Source organism: Kribbella orskensis (assembly GCF_004342085.1).
GTDB lineage: Bacteria > Actinomycetota > Actinomycetes > Propionibacteriales > Kribbellaceae > Kribbella > Kribbella orskensis.
In genome coordinates this window covers 217212-243505 of sequence record NZ_SLWM01000007.1, presented here as the reverse complement: position 1 = coordinate 243505, position 26294 = coordinate 217212, and the positions used below count along the sequence as shown (strand labels likewise).

The 26294-nt window shown below is 69.6% G+C and carries 26 protein-coding genes and 1 tRNA gene; 12 read left to right on the top strand and 15 right to left on the bottom strand.

Features of this window, described 5'->3' with window-relative positions:
* A complete protein-coding gene (locus EV644_RS21380) occupies nt 1–840 on the bottom strand; it encodes an oxidoreductase (protein WP_132190444.1) in 840 nt (279 codons plus the stop codon).
* 86 nt (nt 841–926) lie between these two features.
* Here EV644_RS21380 and EV644_RS21375 point away from each other — a divergent pair, with 86 nt between their 5' ends.
* A complete protein-coding gene (locus tag EV644_RS21375; protein WP_132190443.1) occupies nt 927–1826 on the top strand; it encodes a LysR family transcriptional regulator in 900 nt (299 codons plus the stop codon).
* Between the two features lie 3 nt (nt 1827–1829).
* Here the strand turns inward: EV644_RS21375 and EV644_RS21370 are convergent, their stop codons facing one another.
* From EV644_RS21370 to lipB, 7 genes are all read right to left on the bottom strand, one after another.
* Entirely contained in the window at nt 1830–2714 is an 885-nt protein-coding gene (locus tag EV644_RS21370) for a carbohydrate kinase family protein (protein ID WP_132190442.1), read from the bottom strand.
* A gap of 219 nt (nt 2715–2933) precedes the next feature.
* Complete coding sequence (locus EV644_RS21365; protein WP_132190441.1) at nt 2934–3563, bottom strand: CoA transferase subunit B; 630 nt, start codon at nt 3561–3563, stop codon at nt 2934–2936.
* 1 nt (nt 3564) lies between these two features.
* Nucleotides 3565–4353: a CoA transferase subunit A gene (locus tag EV644_RS21360; protein WP_132190440.1), complete on the bottom strand. Its 789-nt coding sequence runs from the start codon at nt 4351–4353 to the stop codon at nt 3565–3567.
* Between the two features lie 30 nt (nt 4354–4383).
* Complete coding sequence (locus EV644_RS21355; protein WP_132190439.1) at nt 4384–5490, bottom strand: tetratricopeptide repeat protein; 1107 nt, start codon at nt 5488–5490, stop codon at nt 4384–4386.
* 79 nt (nt 5491–5569) lie between these two features.
* On the bottom strand, nt 5570–6277 hold the full coding sequence (locus tag EV644_RS21350) for a carbohydrate-binding family 9-like protein (protein WP_132190438.1): 708 nt from the start codon (nt 6275–6277) through the stop codon (nt 5570–5572).
* Nucleotides 6270–6785 (bottom strand): hypothetical protein, encoded by a 516-nt coding sequence (locus EV644_RS21345; protein ID WP_241998572.1) that lies wholly within the window; start codon nt 6783–6785, stop codon nt 6270–6272. Before EV644_RS21345 ends, EV644_RS21350 begins: the two co-directional genes overlap by 8 nt.
* Nucleotides 6786–6830: 45 nt before the next feature.
* Nucleotides 6831–7460 (bottom strand): lipoyl(octanoyl) transferase LipB, encoded by a 630-nt coding sequence (gene lipB, locus EV644_RS21340; protein ID WP_241998601.1) that lies wholly within the window; start codon nt 7458–7460, stop codon nt 6831–6833.
* A gap of 93 nt (nt 7461–7553) precedes the next feature.
* On the opposite strand from lipB, the gene EV644_RS21335 reads away from it, so the two are divergent.
* Nucleotides 7554–8669 carry a serine hydrolase domain-containing protein gene (locus EV644_RS21335; protein WP_132190436.1) on the top strand — a complete coding sequence of 372 codons (1116 nt, stop codon included), beginning with the start codon at nt 7554–7556 and terminating at the stop codon, nt 8667–8669.
* 50 nt (nt 8670–8719) lie between these two features.
* Here the strand turns inward: EV644_RS21335 and EV644_RS21330 are convergent.
* Nucleotides 8720–8796 (bottom strand) — tRNA-Pro (locus EV644_RS21330).
* A 46-nt stretch (nt 8797–8842) separates the two neighbouring features.
* Complete coding sequence (locus tag EV644_RS21325; RefSeq protein WP_132190435.1) at nt 8843–9781, bottom strand: metallophosphoesterase; 939 nt, start codon at nt 9779–9781, stop codon at nt 8843–8845.
* A gap of 26 nt (nt 9782–9807) precedes the next feature.
* On the opposite strand from EV644_RS21325, the gene EV644_RS21320 reads away from it, so the two are divergent.
* Nucleotides 9808–10275, top strand: a complete 468-nt coding sequence (locus EV644_RS21320) for a GatB/YqeY domain-containing protein (RefSeq protein ID WP_132190434.1) — start codon at nt 9808–9810, stop codon at nt 10273–10275.
* A 59-nt stretch (nt 10276–10334) separates the two neighbouring features.
* Here EV644_RS21320 and EV644_RS21315 read toward each other — a convergent pair whose 3' ends face one another.
* The 4 genes from EV644_RS21315 to bagA all read right to left on the bottom strand — a co-directional run bounded on the left by EV644_RS21315 (nt 10335) and on the right by bagA (nt 17502).
* Nucleotides 10335–12728, bottom strand: a complete 2394-nt coding sequence (locus EV644_RS21315; protein WP_132190433.1) for a penicillin-binding protein — start codon at nt 12726–12728, stop codon at nt 10335–10337.
* A gap of 164 nt (nt 12729–12892) precedes the next feature.
* Nucleotides 12893–15244 (bottom strand): endopeptidase La, encoded by a 2352-nt coding sequence (gene lon, locus EV644_RS21310; RefSeq protein WP_132190432.1) that lies wholly within the window; start codon nt 15242–15244, stop codon nt 12893–12895.
* Nucleotides 15245–15433: 189 nt separating this feature from the next.
* The gene (bagB, locus tag EV644_RS21305) at nt 15434–16555 is read right to left on the bottom strand and encodes an ArsA family ATPase (protein WP_132190431.1); all 1122 of its coding nucleotides are present in this window, start codon (nt 16553–16555) and stop codon (nt 15434–15436) included.
* Nucleotides 16552–17502 carry an ATPase BagA gene (gene bagA / locus EV644_RS21300; protein ID WP_132190430.1) on the bottom strand — a complete coding sequence of 317 codons (951 nt, stop codon included), beginning with the start codon at nt 17500–17502 and terminating at the stop codon, nt 16552–16554. Before bagA ends, bagB begins: the two co-directional genes overlap by 4 nt.
* Nucleotides 17503–17563: 61 nt before the next feature.
* Between bagA and sp36 the strand changes: the two genes are divergently transcribed.
* The 5 genes from sp36 (at nt 17564) to EV644_RS21275 (ending at nt 21718) form a co-directional block, all read left to right on the top strand.
* Entirely contained in the window at nt 17564–17725 is a 162-nt protein-coding gene (gene sp36 / locus EV644_RS45440; protein ID WP_132190429.1) for a Sp36 family protein, read from the top strand.
* Nucleotides 17722–18183: a RidA family protein gene (locus EV644_RS21290; protein WP_132190428.1), complete on the top strand. Its 462-nt coding sequence runs from the start codon at nt 17722–17724 to the stop codon at nt 18181–18183. Before sp36 ends, EV644_RS21290 begins: the two co-directional genes overlap by 4 nt.
* 136 nt (nt 18184–18319) lie before the next feature.
* Nucleotides 18320–19150, top strand: coding sequence for an NUDIX hydrolase (locus EV644_RS21285; RefSeq protein WP_132190427.1), 831 nt, complete (start codon nt 18320–18322; stop codon nt 19148–19150).
* Nucleotides 19147–19938 (top strand): MBL fold metallo-hydrolase, encoded by a 792-nt coding sequence (locus EV644_RS21280; RefSeq protein WP_132190426.1) that lies wholly within the window; start codon nt 19147–19149, stop codon nt 19936–19938. Before EV644_RS21285 ends, EV644_RS21280 begins: the two co-directional genes overlap by 4 nt.
* Nucleotides 19939–20749: 811 nt before the next feature.
* Nucleotides 20750–21718, top strand: a complete 969-nt coding sequence (locus EV644_RS21275; protein WP_132190425.1) for a type IV toxin-antitoxin system AbiEi family antitoxin domain-containing protein — start codon at nt 20750–20752, stop codon at nt 21716–21718.
* Between the two features lie 130 nt (nt 21719–21848).
* Here EV644_RS21275 and EV644_RS21270 read toward each other — a convergent pair whose 3' ends face one another.
* Nucleotides 21849–22526 carry a Crp/Fnr family transcriptional regulator gene (locus tag EV644_RS21270; RefSeq protein WP_132190424.1) on the bottom strand — a complete coding sequence of 226 codons (678 nt, stop codon included), beginning with the start codon at nt 22524–22526 and terminating at the stop codon, nt 21849–21851.
* Nucleotides 22527–22661: 135 nt separating this feature from the next.
* On the opposite strand from EV644_RS21270, the gene nth reads away from it, so the two are divergent.
* From nth to EV644_RS21250, 4 genes are read left to right on the top strand one after another with little or no spacing between them, the layout of a single operon-like run.
* The gene (gene nth / locus EV644_RS21265; protein ID WP_132190423.1) at nt 22662–23447 is read left to right on the top strand and encodes an endonuclease III; all 786 of its coding nucleotides are present in this window, start codon (nt 22662–22664) and stop codon (nt 23445–23447) included.
* On the top strand, nt 23444–24193 hold the full coding sequence (locus EV644_RS46465; RefSeq protein WP_241998570.1) for a TlpA family protein disulfide reductase: 750 nt from the start codon (nt 23444–23446) through the stop codon (nt 24191–24193). The genes nth and EV644_RS46465 overlap by 4 nt, the downstream gene beginning before the upstream one ends.
* Nucleotides 24190–24972, top strand: coding sequence for an NUDIX hydrolase (locus tag EV644_RS21255; RefSeq protein ID WP_132190422.1), 783 nt, complete (start codon nt 24190–24192; stop codon nt 24970–24972). Before EV644_RS46465 ends, EV644_RS21255 begins: the two co-directional genes overlap by 4 nt.
* Complete coding sequence (locus EV644_RS21250; protein WP_132190421.1) at nt 24969–26141, top strand: MarP family serine protease; 1173 nt, start codon at nt 24969–24971, stop codon at nt 26139–26141. Before EV644_RS21255 ends, EV644_RS21250 begins: the two co-directional genes overlap by 4 nt.
* The last annotated feature ends 153 nt before the right edge of the window (nt 26142–26294 follow it).

The following is a 26294-nucleotide window of genomic DNA, read 5'->3' as shown; positions in this document are numbered from 1 at the left end:
TCAGAGGTCGGTCGAGCGGGAGAGCTTCTCCCAGGTGGTCAGGTCGTCGGCAAGTTGCGCGTGCTTCAAGCGGATGTTGTCGACGGCATCGTTCCCGAGCGCCAGCCTGAGCGGCGGGTTGTCGGCGTCGAGGGCGGTGAGGATCGCCGCCGCGGCCTTGGCCGGATCGCCCGGCTGGGTGCCGTCGGCGCTGTCGATCATGGCTCGCGTCGGTCCGACCGTCTCGGCGTACGCCGGGTTCTCGGGCGAGTGGTGGAGTCGACTCCCGCCGAACTCGGTGCGGAACGCGCCAGGCTCGACGATCAACGCCCGCAGGCCGAGCGGGGTGATCTCGGCGGCCAGCGACTCGGTCATCGCTTCCAGCGCGAACTTGGCCGAGCAGTAGGCGCCGAAACCGGGTGGTGACAGCTGGCCACCCTGCGAGCTGAGCTGGACGATCGTGCCGCTGCCCTGGGATCGCAGTACGGGGAGGACCGCCTGGGTGAGCGCGACCGCTCCGAAGAACATCGTGTCCATCAGGGCGCGCAGGTCGGCCTCGACAATCTCCTCCACCGCGCCGACCGAGCCGTAGCCGGCGTTGTTCACCAGTACGTCGATCCGCCCGAACCGGTCGAGGGTAGACGCCACGGCGGCGTCGATGTCGGCCTGCCGGGTGACGTCCAGGCCGACCACGCGCACGCGGTCGGGCGCAGTACGGGCGAGTTCTTCCAGGGTTCGGGGGTTGCGGGCGGTGGCCACCACGCGGTCGCCAGCAGCGAGCGCGGCGTCGGCGATGGCGCGGCCGAAGCCGGAGGAGCAGCCGGTGATCAGCCAGACCCGGCCTTCAGTGATTGATGACATGGCTCGACCGTAGGATCGGCCGGCTGTCGGGCGGAAACAGTAATCGGCTGGCCGGTCACAGCCACAGACTGTGGCAGGATCGAGGCGTGACTCCCGAACTCCGCCTGTTGCGGTCGTTCGTCGCGATCGTCGAAGAGGGCAGCCTGACCCGGGCGGCGGGGCGGTTGCACATCGCGCAGCAGTCCCTGTCCCAGCAGTTGCGGCAGTTGGAGGCCCAGTACGGCGCGGCGCTGGTCGAGCGCACGTCTCGCGGGGTCCGGCTGACGGTGGTCGGCAGGGTGTTGCTGCCCGAAGCCCGCAAGCTCCTGGCCGAGGCGGATCGGGTCACCGCACTGGTCCGGCAGGCCGCGTCGGGTGAGATCGGCCCGCTCCGGGTCGGTTTCCTCAGCTCCGTCGCGAACTACTTGATGCCGCCGGTCGTGCGGGCGTTCCGCGAGCGGCATCCGACTGTCGACCTGCAGGCGCAGGAGGTGTCGATCGCCAAGCTGGTGGCCGGTCTGCGGAACGGCGAGTTCGACGCGGGCCTGACGCGGCCACCTCTGGTCGACGACCTGGCGACGGAGCATCTGCTGGACGAGCCGGTCGCGGCGGTGCTGCCGGAAGGGCATCCGCTGGCCGGTCGCGACGAGATCGCCCTGGCCGAGCTGGCCGACGAATCCTGGTTGTTGACGGCCAGGAGTTCCTGGCCGCCGTGGCACCGGGAGTACGACCGGGCCTTCGCGCTGGCGGGTTACGTTCCCCGCGTCGTCCAGCGAGGAACCAGTCCGCAGAACCTGCTCGCGCTCGTGGCCGCCGGCCTCGGCGTCACGCGATTGCCCTTGTCCACAAGGAGTTTACGCAACGGGGGCGTCGTCTTCGTACCGCTGGCCGATGACTACGCGGCGGTGATGCTCGCCCATCGCGACGAGCCGCTGTCGAAGTCGCTGGAACTATTCGCCGTCATCGTCCGAGAGGTCAGCCATACGCTCGACCCGGCCCACCTTTGACAGCTAGAAGCGCAGCAGCATCAGCTGTTCGGCGGTGATCAGGTCGGTGTGGGTGCCGGGGGAGCCACAGGCCCAGGCGCCGGCGATGGAGCCTGCCTCGGCCGCCTCCTGGTAGCTCCTGCCGTCCAGCCAGGTGGTGAGGAAGGCCGATACGTAGGCGTCGCCGGCACCGTTCGTGTCGACGACCGGACGGCCCGGGATGTGTACTGCGCGAACGTGCACCGGCTCCTCGTCACGTACGTACAGGTAGCTGCCTTCGGAGCCGGCCATCGCGACCACCGCCTGGGCCCGGCCGCTCGCGAAGATCCAGTCGATCGCCTTGTCCCGCAGGGCGCTGGTGGAGACGAAGACCAGGTCCGCCGCCTGCGCGAAGTCCCGGTGGTACTCGTTCTCGCCGTCCCAGTCGTGCAGGTCGGTGGACACCGTGCAGTTGGCGGCCAGCACGTCCGGAAGAGCCCAGCGCGCGAAGTCCATGATCGACACATGCACGTGCCGGGCCCGCGCGACGTTGCCGCGCCAGAGGTTCGGGTCAACCCGGAGGCCCCACGGCTGCCGGCCGTCGTACAGGGAGAGGCGGCGGCCGTCCGGGCCGACCAGGTTGACCGATCGCCGGGTGCCGCTCGGGTGGATGGCGAACGCCAGCGGCAGGCCGAGTTCCGCGTACGCCGAGCGGATCCGCGCGCCCTCGGGATCATCACCGATGACATCGGCGAGTCCAGTGGCGAGGCCGAGCTGGTGACAGCCGAGTACGACGCCGTGGCCGGTATGGCCGATGTAGGACCGAACCGGCTGGACGTGGACCGTCTCCTCGGGGGGCAGTGGCAGCCCCGGCACTCGCACGATGGTGTCGATTCCCACGCCGCCGATCACGAAGACATCCAGGTCCATGCATTCCATCCTCACCGAGGCCGACAACCGACAGGGGTCAAGGGTGGCCTTCGAGGGCACCGCGCGGAAGAGCTCAGGCGGGAGAGTCAACACATGGTCACGACGTGACTACTGTTCGCGGTCGGCGGCGTCACCGGAAGGGCGGCCGGAAGCGTGGCCTGTCAGGCGACCGTCCGGGTGATCGACGGAGCCCGCCGAAGCACCCGGACGATGCGCGGGTCACTGCTTGATCGGGGCTCCGGTCTTCTCCTGGAGCTCGTCGAAGCTGACGCCGTCGGCGAGCTCGACGAGCCGCAGGCCGTCGTCGGTCACGTCGAGGACCGCGAGGTCGGTGATGATCCGGTTGACCACGCCGCGGCCGGTGTAGGGCAGGTCGCATTCCTGCAGGATCTTGTGCGAGCCGTCCTTGGCGACGTGCTCCATCAGCACGATCACCTTCTTCGCGCCGTGCACGAGGTCCATCGCGCCGCCCATGCCCTTGACCATCTTGCCGGGGATCATCCAGTTCGACAGGTCGCCGGTGGCCGACACCTGCATCGCGCCCAGGATGGCCGCGTCGATGGCGCCGCCGCGGATCATCCCGAAGGACAGCGACGAGTCGAAGAAGGACGCGCCCGGCAACGTCGTGACGGTCTCCTTGCCGGCGTTGATCAGGTCCGGGTCCTCGTCGCCCTCGACCGGGTACGGCCCGACGCCGAGGATGCCGTTCTCGCTCTGCAGCACGACGGTGACGCCGTCCGGGATGTAGTTCGGCACCAGGGTCGGCAGGCCGATACCCAGGTTCACGTACGAGCCGTCCTCGAGCTCCGCGGCGGCGCGGGCTGCCATCTGCTCACGGGTGAGTGGCATCTCAGGCCTCCAGCTTCTCGCGAGCAGCCTCGTAGGCTTCGCGGGGTTGGACCGTGCGCTTCTCGATCCGCTTCTCGATATCCTTGCCGACAGCAACGACACGCTGGACGTAGACGCCGGGCAGGTGGATCTCGTCGGGGTTCAGCTCACCAGGCTGGACCAGCTCCTCGACCTGCGCGATGGTGACCCGGCCGGCCATCGCGGCCAGCGGGTTGAAGTTCCGCGCGCTGCGGTCGAACACGAGGTTGCCGTGGGTGTCGCCCTTCAGCGCGTGCACCAGGCCGAAGTCGGTGGTGATCGACTCCTCCAGCACGTACGTCGTGCCGTTGATCTCCCGGGTCTCCTTCGGCTCCGAGGCCTTCGCGACCGAGCCGTCCTCGTGGTACTTCTGCGGCAGCCCGCCGTCCGCGACCTGGGTGCCGACGCCCGCCAGCGTGAAGAAGGCGGCGATTCCGCAGCCACCCGCGCGCAGCTTCTCGGCCAGCGTGCCCTGCGGGGTCAGCTCGACCTCCAGCTCGCCGGTCAGGAACTGCCGGGCGAACTCCTTGTTCTCCCCGACGTACGACGAGGTCATCTTGGCGATCCGCTTGTCCGCGAGCAGGATGCCGAGACCCCAGTCGTCGACGCCGCAGTTGTTCGAGACGACGCTGAGGCCGCTCACTCCCTTGTCGTGGATCGCGCTGATCAGCTGCATCGGGTTTCCGCACAGCCCGAAGCCGCCGACCGCGAGGCTCGCGCCGTCGCCGATGTCGTCGACCGCGGCCTGCGGCGAGTCGTACGTCTTGTCCATCAGGCTGCTCCGTTGCACCTCTGGGCTGGGTCAGCCCGACTCTAACCAGCGCCCGGTTATCCGGCGAGAGCCGCCAGGTGTGGCCGGTGCCACAGGGTCACCTTCGGCCGTGGCGATCGCCTCGAGTTCGCCGAGGGCCTCGGTCCGGGCCAGCTCACCGCTGCCGGGACACCCGTCCAGCGCCGCCAGCGCGAACTCCCGGGCGGCCGGGAGATCCCCGCCGTACCGGGCTGCTCTGGCGAGGCCGATCCGGGCGGCCGCGCACGTCTCCGCCGCGTTTCCGAGCTGCAGTGCGCGCTGGTAGTCCCTGCGGGCAGCAAGCAGCTCACCCAGGCGCAGGTGTAGGTCGGCGCGACGGCATAGCAGCAGCGAGGAGTCCTCGTCGGCTCCCAACTCCTCCGTGACGGCCAGAGCCTGGCCGGTGAGCTCCTGGCACTGCCCCAACTGCCCCGACCAGGCCGCGAGCTCCGCAAGGGCGCTCAGGGCCAGTGAGACGCCCCATCGGTCTCCAATCAGCCGGAACTGCGCCAGAGCCTCCTGCAGGGCCTTCTCGGACATGTCAGGGTCGCTGCCGGTCAGCCGGGGGTATCCGGCGCAAAGCTCGATAGCTGCCAGCGCCCACGGGTCGAGGCTGGTCGTGTTCCGCGCGAGCACGTCAGCGACCTGGCCCGGCGCGACGAACGGCCCGAACACGATCGACCACAGCAGCAAGGTCACCGGGTGCGTGAACGGCTCGTCCAGGCTCTGCACGACCAGCGCGGCCTGCTCGACATGCTCAGCCAGATCGAACCCGGAGTCGTCCTGCTGACCGGCAGCCAACAGTACTGCGAGCAGGTACTCCTCGCTGAGCCCCTCCGGCACCTGCGGCCCGAGCGCAGTCAGCACGCAGCGCGCGGACCTCGCGGCGTCACCGCGAAGACCATGCATCCACCAGTACGTCGACAGTCCGGCGACAAGTCGCAGGCCGAGCGGGGGATCGTGCTCGGCGGACCAGCGGATCGCCGAGTCCAGGCCGCCGGTCTCGGCCCGCAGCAATGTTGCCCAGCGCAACTGGTCCGGCCCGCGCAGGCGCCGGTCGGCACGGTGCACGAAGTCCAGCAGGTGCGCCGCGCGCCGGGCGCGAAGATCCTCGGCCATATGACTCATTGTCACCTCGCCCCGGATCGCCGCCCGGGCGGGGGTCACTCTGAGCGGCCGAACGCCTCGAGCCGGCCGATCAGGACGCGGTGAACTCGAGCACGCCCCACTGGGCCGGCTTGTGCATGTCGACCACGTACTGCGGCGACCAGACCCAGAAGTCCTGCCGGCTCCCCTTGCGGTACCCGCCGTCCACGACCTCGTGGTCCCACTCGATCCGCATCAGGTTCATCCGCCACTCGTCACCGGGGCGCGGTGGCGTCTGACCCTGGTTGTACGTCGCGAGGTCGGTCCACGGCAGCGCGAACTCCACCGACCACCCGTTGTCGGTGTCCGTCGGGTCGTTCAGCGTCCCGTCCACCTGTACTGCGGTCCGCAGGCCCGGCAGGTTCGTCGGGTCCACCGCCACGCCGCCCTCGGAGTACGGCTTGGGCAGGGTGAGTTCCCAGATCGTGCCGAGCGGGTTGATCTCGAACTCGTAGTAGTTCAGGCCGTCGCCGTCCGGGTCGAGGAACAGCTCGAAGTTGTTCTCCTCGAACAGCATGGTGTTGTGCTCGGCCATGGTGGACCAGACGTGCGGCTCCTCCAGTTGCGCGCCGACGTACAGGTAATCGTCGTCGTACAGCAGCTTCGCGCGGGTCCGGTACCGGGGCGCGGGCTGGTCGCCGCGGATGTCGACGAAGTCGGTCGTCCAGGGCGCATCGGCCCAGGCGGGGTGCGTCAGCGTGCCGTCGAGCGACGGCGTGGTGCCGGCGCGGTGGCACTGGTAGCGGGGGAGTTCAGGCATCGGCTCGCTCCAACCGTCCGGCGATCAGGTGTGCGACGAGGAAGGTGACGGCGGTCAGCACCGGGACGACCAGCAGGGTCCAGGTGGAGAACAGGTCGTCCGACAGGAAGGCCAGCACGATCAGCAGCATGAACGCGACCCCGAGGAAGGCGACCAGCTTCGGGTGCGGCATCGCCAGCCGGGTCAGCGTGACCGCGGCCAGCACGATCGTCACGACCACGGTCAGCACCAGGATCGGGAAGCCCATCGTGCCGCAGGTCGGCGAGTCCCGGACCCGGTCGCAGCCCCGCTCGCTCAGCCAGACCAGTGCCACCGTGACGAACCCGGCCAGCAGCCCGACCACCGCGAGGATCAGCAGCGGCGGCAAGGGCGGAGCGTCGAAACGCCCCTCGTCGGCCCCTTCCGCGGCTTCCTCGTCGGCCTGTTCGAGCAGCTCCTCGAGGTCATCGGGCATGCCCGGACCGACCTCGCCCTCCGGCTCCTCGGCCTCGATGCGCTCGTCACCCATTGCGGCAGGCTACCGACAAACCACCGCCCGCCGCGCCACCGTGCGTCAGGAAGCGCCCAGTGCCCCCGCCACGGCATCACGCAGTACGGCATCGGTGGGCACCGGTACGTCGAGCTCGGCCGCCAGTTCGGCCAGGGAGACCATCGTCACGTCGTGCAGCCCACACGTCGTGAACGTGTGAAAGACGTTCATGTCGGGGTCGAGGTTGATCGAGAAGCCATGGCTGGTGACGCCGCGGCGGATCCGCATCCCGATCGAGCAGAGCTTGCGGCGGTCCTCCGTCCACACCCCGACCAGGCTGCTCGCACCCTTCGGGGTGTCCCGGCGAATCAGCGGGAAACCGAGCGACCCGAGCGCGTCGATCAGCCCGTTCTCCACCCAGCGCACGATGTCCACCGGACCGCGTTGCTTCAGGTCGATCACCAGATAGCCGACCAGTTGTCCCGGTCCGTGGTACGTCGCGAAGCCGCCCCGGTCGACGGCCACCGTCGGGATCGCCGCGGTCTCGGCCGGCAGGTCGTCCAGCGAGGTCCGGGGGCCGTAGGTGATCACCGGTGGATGGCTCAGCAGGAACAACCTGTCCTCGGCCTCACCCGCGATCCGCTCCTCGACCCAGGTCTTCATGTCCTTGCCCGCGACCTCGTAGTCCACCTCGCCGAGATCCACTCGCCTCATCACGCTCACGGCGTCCAGCCTAGGTCGGCCCTGATGGCGTCCTACGGTGGCAGCACTCGACGAAGGCAGCACTCGACGAAGAGATGGGGAAGCATGTCGAAGTTCGCTCCGGTCTGGAGTTCGCTGGAGGACCAGGTCGCGGCTGGCTGGGCGCCCGGGATCGTGGCCGGCGTCCGGCACAAGGGCGAGACCGAGTACTTCGCGACCGGGACGCTCGCCTTCGGCTCGAGTGAGCCGATGCGGACCGGGACGCGGTTCCGGATCGCCTCGCTGAGCAAACCCGTCGGGGCCGTCGTTGCCCTGTCGATGATGGAGGACGGGCTCTTCGGCCTGGATGACCCGGTGGCCGAGTGGTTGCCGGAGATCGCCGAGCCGCGCGTGCTCGTGTCACCTGACGCCGAGGTGGACCAGACAGTGCCGGCGGACCGGCCGATCACCGTCCGGCACCTGCTGACGATGACACTCGGCCTGGGCGCCTTCTTCACCGAGGTCCCCGTGGCCAAGGAGTTCGCTGGCGTCGGGAACGGGCCGATGCCGCAGGCGTTCTCCGCCGACGAGTACATGGCCCGACTTGCGGCGGTACCGCTCGCCTATCAGCCAGGGACTCGCTGGATGTACCACACGGGGATCGACGTGCTGTCCGTGCTGATCGGCCGAGTCGCCGGAGCCCCGCTGCACGCAGTACTGCAGGAACGGGTGACGGATCCACTCGCGCTGACGGCCACGAGTTTCCAGGCGGATGGGGCGGACCTGCCCACGTCGTACCGGCCGACGGCGGACGGGGTGGAGGTGTTCAAGGAGTACGACGAGGGGTTCGCCGAGCCGCCGCAGTTGGAGAGCTTCGGCGGCGGGCTGGTGTCGACGGTCGAGGACTACCTGACCTTCCTCAGCGCGCTCGCGGACGACCGGTTGATCTCGCGGGAGTCGCGCGAGGAGTTGACCCGGGACCAGTTGACGGCCGAGCAGCGGGCCGGGACGACCGAGATGGCCGGGCCGACCTGGTCGTGGGGGCTTGGCGTCGCGGTCGACACCGCCGTGACCGAACCGTGGACCGCAGTCGGTCGCTACGGCTGGACCGGTGGCGCCGGCACGAGCGCCTACACCGATCCGTCGCGCGACCTGATCGGCGTGGTGCTGAGCCAGCGGTTCATGGCCGGGCCGACGGAGAACTTCGGCTACTTCTGGGGACCACTCGCGACAGTGGTGTGAGACAGAAAACAATCAGGGCCGGTCACTCGAAAGTGACCGGCCCTGATCGGTGGTCGGGCTGACAGGATTTGAACCTGCGACCTCGTCGTCCCGAACGACGCGCGCTACCAAGCTGCGCCACAGCCCGAATTCGGCGTTAGCTTACATGCGCCCACCGCTGGGACGAAATCGGGTTATCCATCGACCCCGGTGACCCGCGGAACGAGCGTGAGCAACGTCGCTTCCGGCCTGCACGCGAACCGCACCGGCGCGTACGGCGAGGTGCCGAGCCCGGCCGAGACGTGCAACGCGGACTGGCGTCCTTCGTAGCCCCAGGTGGTCAGTCCCTTCACCCGGGAGGCGTCCAGGTCGCAGTTCGTCACCAGCGCCCCGTAGATCGGCACGGCGAGCTGTCCGCCATGGGTGTGCCCGGCAAGGATCAACGGATACCCGTCGCCGGTGAAGCCGTTCAGCACCCGCTGGTACGGCGCGTGGGTGACTCCGACCGACAGGTCCGCCGCCGGGTCCGCCTCGCCCGCGATCTCGTCGTACCGGTCCCTCTTGATGTGCGGGTCGTCGGTGCCGGCGAAGTCCAGGCGCAGGCCGTTCACCTTGAGGGTCGAGCGCGCGTTGTTCAGGTCGAGCCAGCCGGCCCGGGTGAAGCCGGCGCGCAGCTCCTCGAACGGGAGGTCCGGGCCGTGCGGCTTGTGGCGCTGCTTGTGGGCCGGCAGCAGGTACTTGCCCGGGTTCTTGAAGTGCGGCTTCCAGTAGTCGTTGGAGCCGAAGACGAACACGCCCGGCAGGTCGAGCAGGTCGCCGTGCGCGCGCAGCAGCGGGGCCACCGAGTCGGGGTGGGCGAGGTTGTCGCCGGTGTTCACGACCAGGTCGGGCTCCAGCCCGGCGAGCTCCTGCACCCAGCGGATCTTCTTCTCCTGGGTGGGCATCAGGTGCAGGTCGGACAGGTGCAGCACCTTGACCGGTGTGCTGCCCACCGGCAGCACCGGCACCGTCACCTTGCGCAGGGCGAACCAGCGCACCTCCACGCCCGCCGCGTAGGCGACGCAGGCGGCGCCCACGCCGGTGACGACGGCAGCGGTCTTCAAGGTCGTGGCGGCAAGCCCCCGGAAACTCATTTCACCAGCCTGCCACAATCGTGGGCATGTCCAACTCCGAGATGAAGCAGCGCCTGCACGACGACATGACCGCGGCCCTGAAGGCGCGCGACGAGATCCGCAAGTCGACCCTGCGGATGGCGCTCACGGCCGTGACGAAGGCGGAGGTGGCCGGCAAGGAGGCCCGCGAGCTGTCCGACGCGGAGGTCCTCGACGTGCTGACGGCCGAGGCGAAGAAGCGCCGCGAGTCCGTCACGGCGTACCGGGAGGCCGGCCGCGAAGAGCTGGCGGACAAGGAGCAGGCGGAGGCGGACATCCTCGCCGAGTACCTGCCGGAGCAGCTGACCGCCGAGGAGATCGCGGCCCTCGTCACCGAGACCATCGCCGCGACCGGAGCCGCCGAGCTCGGTCCGCGCGGCATCGGCAAGGTGATGGGAGCCCTGCAGCCGAAGGTCAAGGGCAAGGCCGACGGCGGCACCGTCTCCGCCGAGGTGAAGCGCCAGCTCGGCGCCTGACCTCCAACTCTGCTGAATGCGAGGGGCCTCGTCCGCGGACGAGGCCCCTTCTCAGTTCGCTACCTGCCGCACTTCGGATACTTCGGATGCCACGGCGGACAGTTCGGGAACTGTGGCGGCGGGTTGCCGATGGTCGGAGGTGTGTTCGGCGGGTTGGGCGGCTGCCCACCACCCTTGCTCCCGTTGGAGATGTAGATCAGGACCTTCGATCCCTCGGGAGCTCCGTCACGCTGGCGCGGGCTCGTGTAGGCGACCGTCCCCGCGGCTTCCTCCGAGTCCACCAGGCCCGGCGCGATCTCCGCCTGGAAGCCCGCCTGCTGCAGGATGCCGACGGCCTCCTGCGGGCTCTTGCCGTTGACGAACGGCAGATCCTTCACGTCGCCACGCATGGTCTTGTCGCTCGGCGCGGTGAAGCGGGTCGTCGGCAGACCCTTCAGAGCGCCTTCCATCGCGGTCTGCCAGACCGGTCCGGCGGTGCCGGAACCCGAGGCGTCGCTCATCTTCTTGCCGTCGAGCGTCTGACCGATCAGGTTCTTGTACGGCGGCTGCGCGTCCGCCACCACCGAGGCGGCGGCCATCTTCGAGGAGTAACCCGCGAACCAGACGGCCAGGTTGGCGTTGATCGTTCCGGTCTTGCCGGCCAGGTCGCTGGGGCCGAACTTCAGCCGTCCACCGGTGCCGCCCGGCTCCATCACCTGGTGCAGCACGGCATTCACGCCATCCGCGACCGCGGGATCAATCGCCTGCTTGCAGCTCGGCGGCGGCGTCTTGATCGGATTGCCGTTGTAGCCGGTCACCGAGGTGATCAGCAGCGGCGTGCAGTACAGGCCGCGAGCAGCGAACGTCGCGTAGGCGTTGGCGAGCATCAGCGGGGTCACCGTGTCGACGCCGAGCGTCATGGACACGACCTGCTTGAGCGGCTGCCCGGTCTGCGCGTCATGCATGCCCAGGGCGGCCGCCACCGTCGCGATCGGGCACAGACCCACCTGCTGCGAGAGCTGCAGGAAGTAGGTGTTGGTCGATGCGCGCGCGGCGTCGACCATGGTCAGGTCGCCATGGGCATCGGTCGAGTTGCTCGGGTGGTAGTCGTCGTCCTTCGTGGTGCCGGTGCAGGTGCTGAACTTCTTGCCGCTGAGGTCGATCGTCGGCGGGGACTGGATCCGGTGGTTGAGCGGGAAGCCCTGCTGGATCGCGGCGGCGATGGTGAACGCCTTCATCGTCGAACCGTTCTGGAACCCGCCGTAGCCACCCGCGTAGGACTTCTCGACGTTGTAGTTGTACGCGGTGTGGTTCTTGCCGGCGCCGTACGGCCGGCTCTGCGCCATCGCCTTGACGACACCCGTGCCCGGCTCGATCATCGTGACCGCCGCGATCGCCTGGTCGGTCGGCTTCGAGTGCTCGTTGATCGACTTCTGCGCGGCGGCCTGGATCCTCGGATCGAGGGAGGTCTTGACCAGGATGCCGGCGGTCTTGATGTAGTGGTCGCGGGCCTTGGTCGTCTTGCCGAAGGCCGGGTTCTCCAGCAGCTTGGAGACGATGTACTCGCAGTAGAACGGGTACTTCGAGTTGGCGCAGCCGTTCGGGACCGGCTGGATCTTGGCCGGGTTGATGACCGGCGTCTTGATCGCGTCGCCGGCCTGCTTGGCCGAGATGACGTTCAGTTCCTGCATCCGCCGCAGGACGACGTCGCGCCGGTCCTTGGCCCGCTTCTTGTTGTTCGTCGGGTCGTAGCCGGTGGGGTTCTTCACCAGACCGGCCAGCGTCGCGGCCTGCGGCAGGGTCAGCTTCGCCGCGCTGGTGGAGAAGTAGTGCCGGGCCGCGGCCTCGACGCCGTACGTGCCGTCGCCGAAGTTCGCGAGGTTCAGGTACTTCTCCAGGATCTCGTCCTTGGAGAACTCCTTCTCGACCGCGACTGCGTACCGGAGCTCGGCGACCTTGCGCTGGTAGGTCTCCGCCGTCGCGGCCTGGATTGCCTCGGGGTCGTTGGCGGCGTTCGCCTTCTCGATCAGGCTCAGCTTCACGTACTGCTGGGTGATGCTGGAGCCGCCCTGCTGGACCGCGCCCTCGGTCTGGTTGCGGAGCAGGGCTCGCAGCGTGCCCTTGGCGTCGAGCGCGCCGTGCTCGTAGAACCGGTCGTCCTCGATCGCGACGATCGCCTTGCGCATGATCGGGTTGATCTGGGAGAGCTTGACCGGCACCCGGTTCTGCTCGTAGAGGTTGGCGACCAGCGAGCCGTCGGCGGCGACGATCTTGCTGTTCCGGGCCAGTGGGACGGTCTTCAGCTCCTGTGGCAGATCCTGCAGCGTCTCTGCCGTCTTCTCGGTGCTGAAGCCCGCCAGGCCGGCGAACGGAATCGCCAGACCGGCTGCCAGAGCGCCCGAGAGAACGCTCACCCCCAGGAACAGGACCACTGACTGGACGACGCCCCGATCGCCCTTATCCCTTGCGCGCATGGGACAAGAGCCTACGTGATCAGAGAGCCACGCCAACTCCTCGAATGTGTTTTATGTCACGTCAACCGGAGCGTAGTTCCGGACGTCTAGTCAGGGCCGGAATGCCGAACGGCCGGACCACCACGAGGGTGATCCGGCCGTTTCCGGTACTACGTGTTACCGCCTCAGGCGGCGAACTGCCGGGCGTCCACCTGGGCCGGTTCGAGGGCCAGGTCGAGCACCTGCCGGACGTCGCTCACGGGGTGAACCGTCAGCTCCGCCAGTACGGACTCGGGCACATCCTCCAGGTCCGGCTCGTTCCGGGCCGGGATCAGGATGGTGGTCAGGCCGGCCCGGTGGGCGGCGAGCAGCTTCTGCTTCACCCCACCGATCGGCAGCACCCGTCCGGTCAGCGACACCTCACCGGTCATCGCGACCTCGGAGCGCACAGGCCGTCCCGACAGCAGCGACGCGAGCGCCGTCGTCATCGTGACACCGGCTGACGGTCCGTCCTTCGGGACGGCGCCCGCCGGTACGTGGATGTGGGTGTTCCGCTCGGCGAGATCGCTCACCGGCAGACCCAGTTCCGCACCGTGCGACCGCAGGTACGACAGGGCGATCTGCGCCGACTCCTTCATCACGTCGCCGAGCTGCCCCGTCAACGTGACTCCGGTCGGGCCGGTCTCCTTGTCCGCCAGCGACGCCTCGATGAAGAGCACGTCACCACCAGCGCCTGTCACGGCCAGACCGGTCGCGACACCCGGCAGCGCCGTACGCTCGCCCGACTCCGGCGTGAACTTCGGCGAACCCAGGTAGCTCTTCAGCTCCCCGGCGCCGATGGTCACAGACCCCAGGTCCTCGCCCAGGGCGAGCTTCGCCGTCACCTTGCGCAGCACCCGGGCGATCGCACGCTCGAGCTGCCGTACTCCGGCCTCTCGGGTGTACTCGCCGGCCAGCAGCCGCAGCGCCGAGTCCTCGATGGTGACCTCCTCGGCCGACAGACCGGCCCGGTCCAGCTGACGCGGGAGCAGGTGGTCGCGGGCGATGGTGACCTTCTCGTCCTCGGTGTAGCCGTCGAGCTGCACCAGTTCCATCCGGTCCAGCAGCGGCGCCGGGATCGAGTCGAGCACGTTCGCCGTGGCCAGGAAGACCACGTCGGACAGGTCGAGCTCGACCTCCAGGTAGTGGTCCCGGAAGGTGTGGTTCTGCGCCGGGTCGAGGACCTCCAGCAGGGCGGCCGTCGGGTCACCCCGGTAGTCCGCGCCCACCTTGTCGATCTCGTCCAGCAGCACCACCGGGTTCATCGAACCCGCCTCGGTGATCGCACGCACGATCCGCCCGGGCAGCGCCCCGACGTACGTGCGGCGGTGACCGCGGATCTCGGCCTCGTCCCGGACGCCACCCAGGGCGACCCGGACGAACTTCCGGCCCATCGCACGCGCCACGGACTCACCCAGCGAGGTCTTGCCGACGCCTGGAGGACCGACCAGGGCCAGTACTGCGCCACTGCGGCGTCCGCCGACCACCCCGAGACCGCGATCCGCCCTGCGGCGGCGTACGGCCAGGTACTCGGTGATGCGTTCCTTCACGTCGTCCAGACCCGCGTGGTCGGCGTCCAGGATGGCGCGCGCCTCACGGAGGTCGTAGCCTTCCTCGGTCCGCTCGTTCCACGGCATCTCCAGGACGGTGTCCAGCCAGGTCCGGATCCAGCCGACCTCGGGGGACTGCTCCGCCGTACGCTCCAGCTTGTCGACCTCGGCGAGCGCGGCCTTCTGGACGTGCTCGGGCAGGTCGGCGGCCTCGACGCGGGCGCGGTAGTCCTCTTCCTCGGACTCGGCCTTGCCGTCCAGCTCGGCCAGTTCCTTGCGGATGGCGGCCATCTGCTGGCGCAGCAGGAACTCCCGCTGCTGCTTCTCCATGCCCTCCTGGACGTCCTTCTGGATCGTCTCGGAGACCTCGAGCTCGGCGAGGTGGTCCTTCACCCAGCCGATCAGCTTGGTCAGCCGCTCGGAGACGTCAGGGGTCTCCAGCAGCCAGCTCTTCTGCTCGTTGTTCAGGTACGACGCGTAGCCGGCCAGGTCGGCCAGCTCCGCGGGGTTGTTCACCTGCTTCACCGAGTCGATGACCTGCCAGGCTTCGCGGCGCTCCAGCACCGTGGTCACCAGGGCCTTGTAGTCACGAGCGAGCTCGGCGGACTTGTTGTCAGTGGTTTCGTCCAGCACGGTCGCGCCGACCCACAGGGCCGCGCCGGGACCGGTGGTCCCCGCGCCGATCAGGACCCGGGCGGTACCCCGGATCACGGCTGCCTGGGCGCCGCCCGGCAACCGGCCGATCTGCTCGATCTCACCGAGCGTTCCGGCCTTCGCATATTTCCCGTCCAGGCGCGGCACCAGCAGTACCTGGTCCTGGCCCGAGGCCTGCGCGGCGTCGATGGCAGCGCGCGCCTCGGAGTCCGCAAGGCGCACCGGCACGACCATTCCAGGCAGCACCACGACGTCGTCTAGCGGGAGAACGGGAAGGTTCAACGTCTCTGTCACGCTGTCACACCCTCTGTTGAAGATTGAGTCTGACAGGCTCAACCACCGCCCTCACCAGGTCATTCCCGGGCCTGTCGAGCGTTCGCTGAGGGTGAAAACCAGCCCGGAACCGTCCGGTTCCCGCCTGTGAGGATGCCGTGACGGAGCGGTTTGGTGGAGTGGTGGGCGGTGCTGTGGGCGGAGGGGGTGTCAGGCGGTGAGGAGATCGCCGATGGTGCGCAGGCCGGTCAGGTCGTGCACGTCGTCGGGCAGGGCCGGGACGTCGACGGTCGCGATCGCGCGGTGGCCGCGGCGGAACCGGTCAGCGCGTTTCCGGTCGCTGACCACCTGCTGCATCTTGTCGGCGTGCAGCCGCAGGACGGCCGCCGTCAGTTCGGATTTGCCCGCGGTCTCGAGCTTCTCGGCAGCGGCCATGGACTGCTCGGCCGACAGATCGGGGACGTGGGTGGTGGTCACCCGGTTCAGCACGACGCCGGCCAGCGGCATCTGCTCCTCGCGCAGCCGTTCGGTGAAGTACGACGCCTCGCGCAGGGCGTCGTTCTGCGGCGAGGCCACCACCAGGAAGGCGGTGTGCGGCTCCCGCAGCAGCGCGACCGTCTTGTCGGCCCGCTCCCGGAACCCGCCGAACAGCGTGTCGAAGGCGGCCGCGAACGTCTGCACGTCGGTCAGCACCTGTGCGCCGAGCACCTTGTTCATCACCGACATCGCCAGGTTCACCCCGGCCGACATCAGCCGCAGCGGTCCCCGCGCGGGTGCCAGCAGCAGCCGCAGGAACCGCCCTTCCAGCAGCGAGGCCAGCCGCTCCGGAGCATCCAGGAAGTCCAGCGCCGACCTCGACGGAGGCGTGTCGACCACGATCAGGTCCCAGTCGCCGGTGCGTTCGGCCTGCTTGTGCAGCTGGCCGAGCTTCTCCATCGCCATGTACTCCTGGGTCCCCGCGAACGACGACGACAGCGCGACGTAGAAGGGGTTCGCCAGGATCTGCTCGGCCTTCTCGGGGGTGGCGTGCGTGAGCACCACCTCGTCGAAGGTGCGCTTCATGTCCAGCATCATCGCGTCGAGGCGGCCACCGTTCGCCGGGTCGATGTCGGCGACGGCGCGAGGCGTGTTGTCCAGCTCGGTCAGGCCGAGCGACTGGGCCAGCCTGCGCGCCGGATCGATCGTCAGTACGACGACCTTCCGCCCGCGCTCGGCGGCTCGCAGGCCGAGAGCGGCGGCGGTCGTCGTCTTGCCGACGCCACCGGAGCCGCAGGTGACGATGATGCGCGTCCCGGGGTCGTCGATCAGCGCGTCCAGGTCCAGCGTGGTCACGAGCGCAGCTCCTCGGCCAGGTCGAACAGGGCGCCGTGGTCGATCCCGTCCGGCAACAACGCCACCTCGGTCACTTTCTTGCCCAGGGCATCGATCCGGTCGCGGTTCTCCCGTTCCAGCCCGACCCGTACGGCGTGGTCGCGGGCATCTTTCGTCAAGGTGGCGACGATGTCCTTGGTGGCCGTGAAACCGGCCGCCCGGAGCCCGCGGGTCAGCTCGGCGGCGGGGAGTTTCTCCTTCACCGCAAGGGCGAGCGCGTCGTCGTCGAGCGGGCTGTTGCGCACCATGTTCACCACGATCGACCCGATCCGCAGGTCCAGCCGCTCCAGCTGTTCCACCGCGTCGAGGGTCTCCTGGACCGGCATCTCCTCCAGCAGCGTGACCAGGTGGACCCGGGTCACGTCGGAGCGCAGCATGCCCATGATCGCGTCCGCCTGGTTGCGGATCGGCCCGACCTTGGCCAGGCCTGCCACCTCTTGGTTCACGTTCAGGAACGGCCCGATCCGGCCGGTGGGAGGCGCGTCCAGGACGACGGCGTCGTACGCGAGGCGGCCGTGCGACTTGCGCCGGGTGGCCTCGTAGACCTTGCCGGTCAGCAGCACGTCCCGCAGGCCCGGGGCGATGGTGGTGACGAAGTCGACGGCACCCACCTTGTCGAGCGCCTTCCCGGCCCGGCCGAGGTGGTAATACATGTCCAGGTACTCCAGCAGGGCCGCCTCGGCGTCCACCGCCAGCGCGAACACCTCGCCCCCGGCCGGTCCCACCGCGATCCGGCGTTCGACGTACGGGAGCGGCGGTACGTCGAAGAGCTGCGCGAGCCCCTGGCGGCCCTCGACCTCGACCAGCAGGATCCGCTTGCCCTGGTCGGCCAGCGCGAGCGCCATGGCAGCAGCCACCGTCGTCTTGCCGGTCCCGCCCTTACCGGTGACCACATGCAGCCTCGCCATGATCTCCAGCGTAGGGCGTAGGCCACGTCACACTGGGAGAGCCGCCCGTTAGAGTCCAGCTATGAAGAAGTTCGAGTACTTCACCGCGCCACTCCTGGTCCACTCGACCAAGGAGATCCTCGACAACTTCGGGCAGGACGGCTGGGAGCTGGTCCAGGTCATCCAGGGGCCCAACCCGGAGACGCTGGTCGCCTACCTGAAGCGGGAGATCACCGAGTCATGAGCCACCCGGAGGAGAAGCTGGCCGAGCTCGGCCTGAAGCTGCCCGAGGTCGCCAAGCCGGTCGCCGCGTACGTGCCCGTGGTGCGCACCGGCAACCTGGTCTACACGTCCGGTCAGCTGCCGCTGCGTGAGGGAGCCCTGATCGCCACCGGCAAGAACGGCGACGGCGTCAGCGCCGAGGTGGCGGTCGAGTGCGCCCAGCAGTGTGCGCTCAACGCCCTGGCCGCGATCAAGTCCGAGATCGGCGACCTGGCGAACATCACCCGGATCGTCAAGGTGGTCGCCTTCGTCGCCTCGACCCCCGACTTCACCGGTCAGCCCCAGATCGCCAACGGCGCCTCCGAGCTCCTCGGCCACGTCTTCGCCGAAGCCGGCCGACACGCCCGCAGCGCCGTAGGCGTCCCCGTCCTCCCCCTGGACGCCCCAGTAGAGGTCGAACTGATCGTCGAGGTCGCCTGACCCACCCCGCTCCCACCCGCCAGGCGGGAGCACCACGGGGGCGCCACTGGTTCAGCACGCCTTCCCTTGTCCTCCGCCCGACGGGCGCGCCAGGGGCGCGGCGTGTGGGTGGGCGGCTCAGCGATTTGGAGGTTTGGTGGTTCGGGATCTGAAGGCGCAACTGTTGTCCGGGCGGATGGCGGCTGAGGCCTTGTCGTTTGTGCGGGAAGGGCGGGTGGCGGCCGAGCCGAGGCCTGCTTCGACGGTGATTCTGCTCCGGGACACCTCGAAGGGCCCTGAGGTCTATCTGCTCCGGCGGCAGCAGTCGATGGCGTTTGCGGCGGGGATGACCGTGTTCCCCGGCGGCCGGGTGGACCCCACCGACTCCTCGATCGCGGATTCGTGGTCCGGACCTTCGCCCGAGTGGTTCGGGGAGCGGCTCGGGTGTTCCGCGGAGACCGCCGCCGCGTACGTCGCGGCCGCAGTACGGGAGACCTTCGAGGAGTCCGGCGTACTCCTGGCCGGTCCGTCGACCGAATCCGTCGTCGGCGACACCACCGGGGACGACTGGGAGGCCGACCGGGTCGCGCTGGAGTCCCGCGAGCTCGGCTTCGCCGACTTCCTGCACCGCCGCGGCCTCGTACTGCGGGCCGACCTGCTCGGCGTCTGGGCGCACTGGATCACCCCCGAGTTCGAGCCGCGGCGCTACGACACCCGGTTCTTCGTCGCGGCGCTCCCCGCGGGCCAGGTGACCCGGGACGTGACGAGCGAGTCCGACCAGGTCGCGTGGCTCCGCCCGGCCGACGCGGTCCAGGCTGTCGAGGCCGGGGAGATGCTGATGCTCCCGCCGACGTACCTGTGCTGCCGCGACCTGATCCCGTACGACGCTGTCGCCGACGTGCTGGCGGCGTCCACCGAGCGCGAGGTCCGGCCGATCCTCCCGACCGTGCGGGTGGAGAACGACCGGGCCTACCTGGAGACCACATGACAGTCGAGGCAGTCACCCCGTACGCGTCCCGAGTCCTCGCGGCCAACCCCGGCCCGATGACCCTGGACGGTACGAACACCTGGATCCTCCGGGCGCCCGAGTCCGACACCGCGGTCGTGGTGGACCCCGGGCCGATGCTCGAGGAACACCTCCGCGCCGTGCTCGACGCAGTCGCGCAGTACGGGTGCACTGTGTCGATGGTGCTGCTGACGCACGGGCACTTCGACCACTCCGAGGGCGCCGCGTGGTTCGCGCAGCGGGCCAACAGCGCGGTGCGGTCGGTGGACCCGGCGTTCCGGATCCCGACCGACCACGCGCACGGGCTCGCCGAGGGGGACGTGATCACCTCGGGCGAGCTGCGGATCGAAGTACTGCCGACCCCCGGGCACACCATGGACTCGGTCTGCTTCTGGCTCCCGCAGGACGGCTCCCTGCTGACCGGCGACACCGTGCTCGGCCGCGGTACGTCGGTGGTCGCCCACCCCGACGGTGCCCTCGGCCCCTACCTCGAGTCCTTGGAAAGCCTCCGCGCCTTCGCCAACTCCCCAGCAGGTGTAGACCGCCTACTCCCAGGCCACGGCCCGGTCATCGACGACCCGAGCGCCGTCCTCACCTTCTACCTGGATCACCGCAAGGAGCGGCTGACCCAGGTCCGCGAGGCCGTCGCCGCCGGCCACACCACCCCGGAGGCCATCGTCGCCCACGTCTACGCCGACGTCCCCCGCCCCCTCTGGCCAGCCGCCGAACGCTCAGTCCAAGCCCAACTCGCCTACCTCCAGTCGCACTAGCCCCCCGCCGCCGACCTGCCCCCTCACCGGCGTCAACTGCCCCGCTCGGCGGGGTCAGCCCCTTCGGACGGGGTTCGCCCACTGCCCGCGCCCGGGGGGCGAACCCCGCGCCCGGGGGCGAACCCCGCGCCCACCGGGCGAACCTCGTGGCGCGGGGAGCGAAGTACTCCGACTCGCCGGGTCAACTCCGCCCGCTCGGCGGGGTTGGCTCCTCCGGACGGGGGTTCGCCCACTGCCCGCCCGGTGGGCGAACCCCGCGGCCGGGGGTGAACCCCGCGCCCAGCGGGCGAGCCCCGCGCCCGGGGGGCGAACCTCGTTGGGGCGGGGAGCGAAGTACTCCGACTCGCCGGGGTCAATTCCGCCCGCTCGGCGGGGTTGGCTCCTCCAGACGGGGTTCGCCCACTGCCCGCCCGGTGGGCGAACCCCGCGCCCGGGGGCGAGCCCCGCGCCCGGGGGCGAGCCCCGCGCCCGGGGGCGAGCCCCGCGCCTGGGGGGCAAACCTCGTGGGGCGGGGAGCGAATTACTCCGACTCGCCGGGTCAATTCCGCCCGCTCGGCGGGGTTGGCTCCTCCGGACGGGGTTCGCCCACTGCCCGCCTGGTGGGTGAACCCCGCGCCCGGGGGGTGAACCCCGCGCCCGGGGGGTGAACCCCGCGCCCGGGGGGTGAACCCCGCGCCCGGGGGGCGCGAACCCTGCGCGGTGGGAACCCCGCGCACGGGAGCGGGGTACTCCAACTGCGGCGTTCGGGTGGTTGTCCACAGGGTTTGGAAAGGCTGCGGACAAGCCTTGGGATTGCGGCAAGTTCTGGAGTATGAACCCAAAGCTTCGCCGCCGCGCTGCAGGGCACGGCGGTACTTTCTCCCGTCAGGATGCCGTCGAGTCCGGATACACAGTCAGCCAGGTCCGCGAGCGTCTCCGGGACGGCCGCTGGATCTTGCTTCGAAGGGGTTTCTACGCAGAGCGGTCCGACTCGACCGACAGACCGCCCTGGGAGCGGGAGACGGAGGCGCACCGGCTCGCCGTTCATGCCGCGGCGCGGGCACTCGCCGGTAGTGCGGTGGTGATCAGCCATCAGTCGGCAGTGGTTCTGCACGGCCTGCCGTCCTGGGGGCTCGATCTGGACCTCGTTCACGTGACCCGCACGGATCGCGGGCACGGACGCATCCTCGCAGGCACGAGTCACCATGTAGGCGAGTTGCCGGCGAGCGCGGTGACCTCGGCGGAGGGCTTGCCCGCGACCACGGTCGCGAGGGCGATCATCGAGACTTCCTGCGCGGCGCGGTACGAAGCGGCGGTTGTGCTCTGCGACAGCGGATTGCGGAGCGGTCTGGTGACGAGGACCGATCTGACGGAAATGCTTGGCCAGATGAGTGGCTGGCCCGGCACCGGTACTCCGCTCGCGGCCGTCGCCTTTGCCGACGAGCGGTCGGAGTCCGTCGGTGAAACACGACTCAGGGTGTTGCTGGATACTCACGGGCTGCCCGCACCGGATCTGCAGGTCCCGTTCGGCACCGGGCCGAACGAGGTGGTTGCCCGGGTGGACTTCTTCTTCCGGGAGTACCAGGTGGTGGTCGAGTTCGACGGGATGCTCAAGTACCGCGATGACGCCGTCGGCGCTGTCGTCCGCGAGAAGCATCGCGAGGACCGGCTGCGCTCGGCGGGTGTCCTGGTCGTCCGGGTGACCTGGGACGACCTCGATCAGCCCGAGCGCGTGGTGCACCGCATCCGCCAGGCTTTCGCCCGGGCCGAGCGTGCGGGGATGAGGCGGGTCCACCCCTGAGCGCGGGGTTAGCCCACTGCTCTGACAGTGGGCTAACCCTTCAACAGGGGGTTAACCCGCCCGGAGTACTCGCGGAGTGCCGGCGAGGCTTGCGGGCGAGGGCTAGCGGGCGAGGGCTAGCGGGCGAGGGCTAGCGGGCGCGGCGTTGGAGGCGCTCTACGTCGAGGAGTACTACGGAGCGGGGTTCGAGGCGGACCCAGCCTCGGGAGGCGAAGTCGGCCAGGGCCTTGTTGACGGTTTCGCGGGAGGCGCCGACCAGCTGGGCGAGCTCCTCCTGGGTGAGGTCGTGGTGGACGTGGACGCCGTCGTCGGCGGTTCGGCCGAAGCGGCTGGCCAGGTCGAGCAGGGCCTTGGCGACGCGGCCCGGTACGTCGGAGAAGACCAGGTCGGCCACCACGTCGGAGACCTTGCGGAGGCGGGACGCGAGCTGCAGGAGCAGGCCGCGGGCCACCTCGGGACGGCCGGCCAGCCAGCGGAGCAGTTCATCGTGGGTCAGCGACATCATCGAGGCGTCGGTGACGGCCGTGACGGTCGCGGAGCGCGGTCCCGGGTCGAACAGCGACAGCTCGCCGAACATCTGGCCGGGGCCGAGGACGGCGATCAGGTTCTCCCGGCCGTCCGCGGAGGTGCGGCCGAGCTTGACCTTGCCCTCGACGACGACGAACAGCCGGTCGCCGGAGTCGCCCTCGTGGAACAGCACCTGGCCGCGGCGCAGCCTGCTCTCCGTCATCGAGGCGGTCAGCGCTTCGGCTGCCTCGTCGTCGAGCTGACTGAACAGCGGTGCCTGTCGGAGCACTGCGGCGTCCACGAATGGGCCTCCTCGGACCTTTGACCACAAGCCTTCGAAGGGGCTGCGAGCCCCCTCGGCACCGGGCCGTTTACACCCGGTCGCCCCAAAACCGTAGCCCCTCGGGTGTCGGGCCCGCCACGTAGGCTGGCCTGCATGCCCACCCAGCGTGTCGCGGCGCCCGTTCAGGCGTCCCTCGGAACCATCCCGTCGGTGCCGGTGAAACTTCCCCGGAAGGCCCCGGTCTTCACCGACGAGACCCACACCCAGCTCGTCCGCCGGGCCCGGAAGATGCACAAGGTGCTCACCGAGACGTATCCGGATGCTCACTGCGAGCTGGACTTCACCACCCCGCTCGAGCTCCTGGTCGCCACCATCCTGTCGGCCCAGACCACCGATGTGACGGTCAACAAGATCTCCCCGGCCCTGTTCGCGAGGTATCCCGACGCCAAGGCGTACGCGGAGGCCGACCGCGAGGAGATGGAGGCGATCCTCAAGCCGACCGGGTTCTTCCGGGCCAAGACGAACAGCCTGATGAAGCTCGGCCAGGCCCTGGTCGACGACTACGACGGCATCGTGCCGGCCAAGCTGGAGGAGCTCGTCAAGCTCCCGGGCACCGGCCGCAAGACGGCGAACGTGGTGCTCGGCAACGCCTTCGGGGTCCCCGGCATCACCGTCGACACCCACTTCGGCCGGCTGGTCCGCCGGTTCGGCTGGACCGAGGAGACCGACCCGGTCAAGGTCGAGCACATCATCGGCGACCTGTTCCCGAAGAAGGACTGGACGATGTTGTCGCACCGGCTGATCTTCCACGGCCGCCGCCGCTGCCACGCCAAGAAGCCGGCCTGCGGCGCCTGCCCGATCGCCCAGTGGTGCCCGTCCTACGGCACCGGCCCGACCGACCCGGAGCTCGCCGCGAAGCTGGTGAAGGTCCCCGCGTGACCCACCCATCGCCCCGTACTGCGCTCCGCCGCGCCGCGCCCGCAGCCGCAGTGCCGCGCTGGAAGGCGCGTGCTGGAGCGGACTCCCGCCGGGCGGCGGCCAGTGGTGCGGTGCAGCGTCGTGCGGTACTGCACCGCACGGGGCGTGGTGGAGCGCATGTGTGGATGCTTGCGGTGGTGGTTGTGATGGGCTTGCTGGCGGCCTGTGGGTCGGAGCAGAGCGGGGCTGGGAACCAGCCCTCGGGTGGCGGGTCGCAGAGCCGGAGCATCGCCGGCGCCGACAAGCTGGCCGCCTGTCCGAGTGTTCCGTCGCGGCCGCCGGTGGCGAACGCGCTGCCCGACATCAGCCTGCCTTGCCTCGGCAACGGCCCGGACATGCGGCTGTCGGCTCTGCGCGGACCCTTGGTGGTCAACGTGTGGGCGCAGTGGTGTGGTCCGTGCCGCAAGGAGGCCCCCTACCTGGCTGCGCTGAAGAAGAAGGCCGGGGGCAAGCTCCAGTTGGTCGGGATCGACTATGCCGATCCCCGGCCCGAGCTCGCGGTGAAGTTCGCGACCGAGCAACAGTGGGACTACCCGCACGTCGTCGACGACGAGAAGGCGACCCAGCAGGCGCTCAAGATCGCCGGCCCGCCGTTGACCGCCTTCGTCGATCAGGACGGCGCGGTCGTCTACGTCCATCGCGGCGAGCTGACCTCGCAGCAGCAGCTGGACCAGTTGGTGCGGGAGAAGCTGGGGGTGACCTGGTGAGGACCAGCGCGACGTTCGACGTGGAGCTGCCGGACTGGCTGCACACGCTGGCGATGGCGTCCAAGCAGGTCGACCCGAAGGAGCTGTCCCGCTTCGTCCCGCCGGACGACCCGGAGATCCGGCAGTCCGCAGTACTGATCCTGCTTGCTGATGGCAACGATGGTGATGCCGGCGGCAACGGTCCGGACGTGTTGCTGACCGAGCGGTCCTGGACGTTGCGATCGCACGCCGGGCAGATGGCGTTCCCGGGCGGCCGGGCCGACGAGGGCGACGGCACCGGCGTCGACGGGATGATCCGGACCGCGCTGCGCGAGGCGGAGGAGGAGACCGGCCTGAATCCGGCCGGGGTCGAGGTGTTCGCCGTCTGGCCGTCGCTCTGGGTGCCGGTGAGCAACTTCGGGGTGGCGCCGGTGCTGGGCTGGTGGCGCGAGCCCTCGCCTGTCGCGGTGGTCGATCCCGCCGAGGTGGCCTCGGTGCACCGCGTGTCCATCGCGGCGCTGACCGACCCGGCCAACCGGATCAGTTGCCTGCACCCCTCCGGATTCACCGGTCCCGCGTTCACCATCGGTGACCTCTACATCTGGGGCTTCACCGCCGGTCTGCTCGACAAACTGCTGACGCTCGGCGGCTGGGCGCGGGACTGGGACCCGGCCAACGTCGTACCGTTGCCCGACCGACTGGTCGAGGCGGCCTGGCGGAGTGAGGGCCGGCGGTCGGAGGATGTGCGACGGCTGACGGCCATCGAGCACGACCTCGGGCGGCCGGAGGGTGTGGAGTGAGCAGTCTCGATATCGCGCTGCTGGTGATCACCGGACTCGTGGCGATCTCCGGATACATCGAGGGGTTCGTCCTCGGTGCCTGCGCGACGCTCGGCCTGCTCGCGGGTGCGGCGGTCGGCGTGTACGGCGTACCGCGGGTGCTGGACAACTTCTCGCCCAGCGTCGAGGTGTCCTTCGCCGCCCTGGTCCTGGTGGTCCTGCTGGCGTCGATCGGGCGGACGGTCGGGGCGCTGCTCGGCTCCAAGCTGCGCAACCGGATCTCCTGGAAACCGGTGAAGGCCGTGGACGCGCTGGGTGGCGCCGCCCTGGCCGCGGTGTCGGTACTGGTCGTGTCGTGGGTGCTCGGCGTGGCGGTCAGCGGTGCCCGGATCCCGAGTGTCACGTCGGCGGTGCGTGGTTCCCAGGTGCTGGCGAAGGTCGACGAGGCGCTGCCGGGCGGGGCGGACCGAGCGCTGCAGGCGTTCAACGACGTGGTCAACACCGACCTGTTCCCGCGGTTCCTCGACCCGTTCGTACCGGAGCGGATCCGCGAGACCCAGCCGCCGGACGGCACGATCGCCCGGCAGAAGCCGGTGCGTGACGCGTACAGCCGGATCGCCAAGATCACCGGTGTCGCCAACTGTTCCCGTGGCCTGGAGGGCAGCGGGTTCGTCTACGCCCCGCAGCGGGTGATGACGAACGCGCACGTGGTGGCCGGCGTGAGCAACCCGAAGGTGGAGGTCAACAACCGCTCCTACAACGGGACCGTCGTCCTGTTCGACCCCAGCGTGGACATCGCCGTGCTCTACGTGCCCGAGCTGAACGTCCAGCCGCTGAACTTCGACCCGGAGGGCAAGGCGGACGCGCCGGCGGTCGTGCTCGGCTACCCGGAGAACGGGCCGTTCGACGCCGAGCCGGCCCGGATCCGGTCCGAGGAACGCCTCCGCGGTCCGGACATCTACGGCGACAAGACGGTGACCCGGCGAGCCTTCTCGATCTGGGCCCAGGTCCGCCCGGGCAACTCCGGCGGTCCGTTGCTCTCGTCGAAGGGCAAGGTGTACGGCGTCGTCTTCGCGGCGTCGGTCGAGGACAACCGCACCGGCTACGTGCTGACGGCGGAGCAGGTGGCCGACGACGCCGCCACCGGGGCCCGGGCCACCCAGGAAGTCTCCACCCGCAGCTGCACCTGACACCCAGGACGCGACTTCGCTCCTGATCAGGTGAGCACGACCGTCGCTGGAAAAGCCTCGGTTGCTCACTGTCAGTTGTCTGCCCGCACGTCTGAGAATTTCTTGCTCTGGTGGCTTGACTATTGGGCAGTTATAGCGACAATTTTCCTGCAG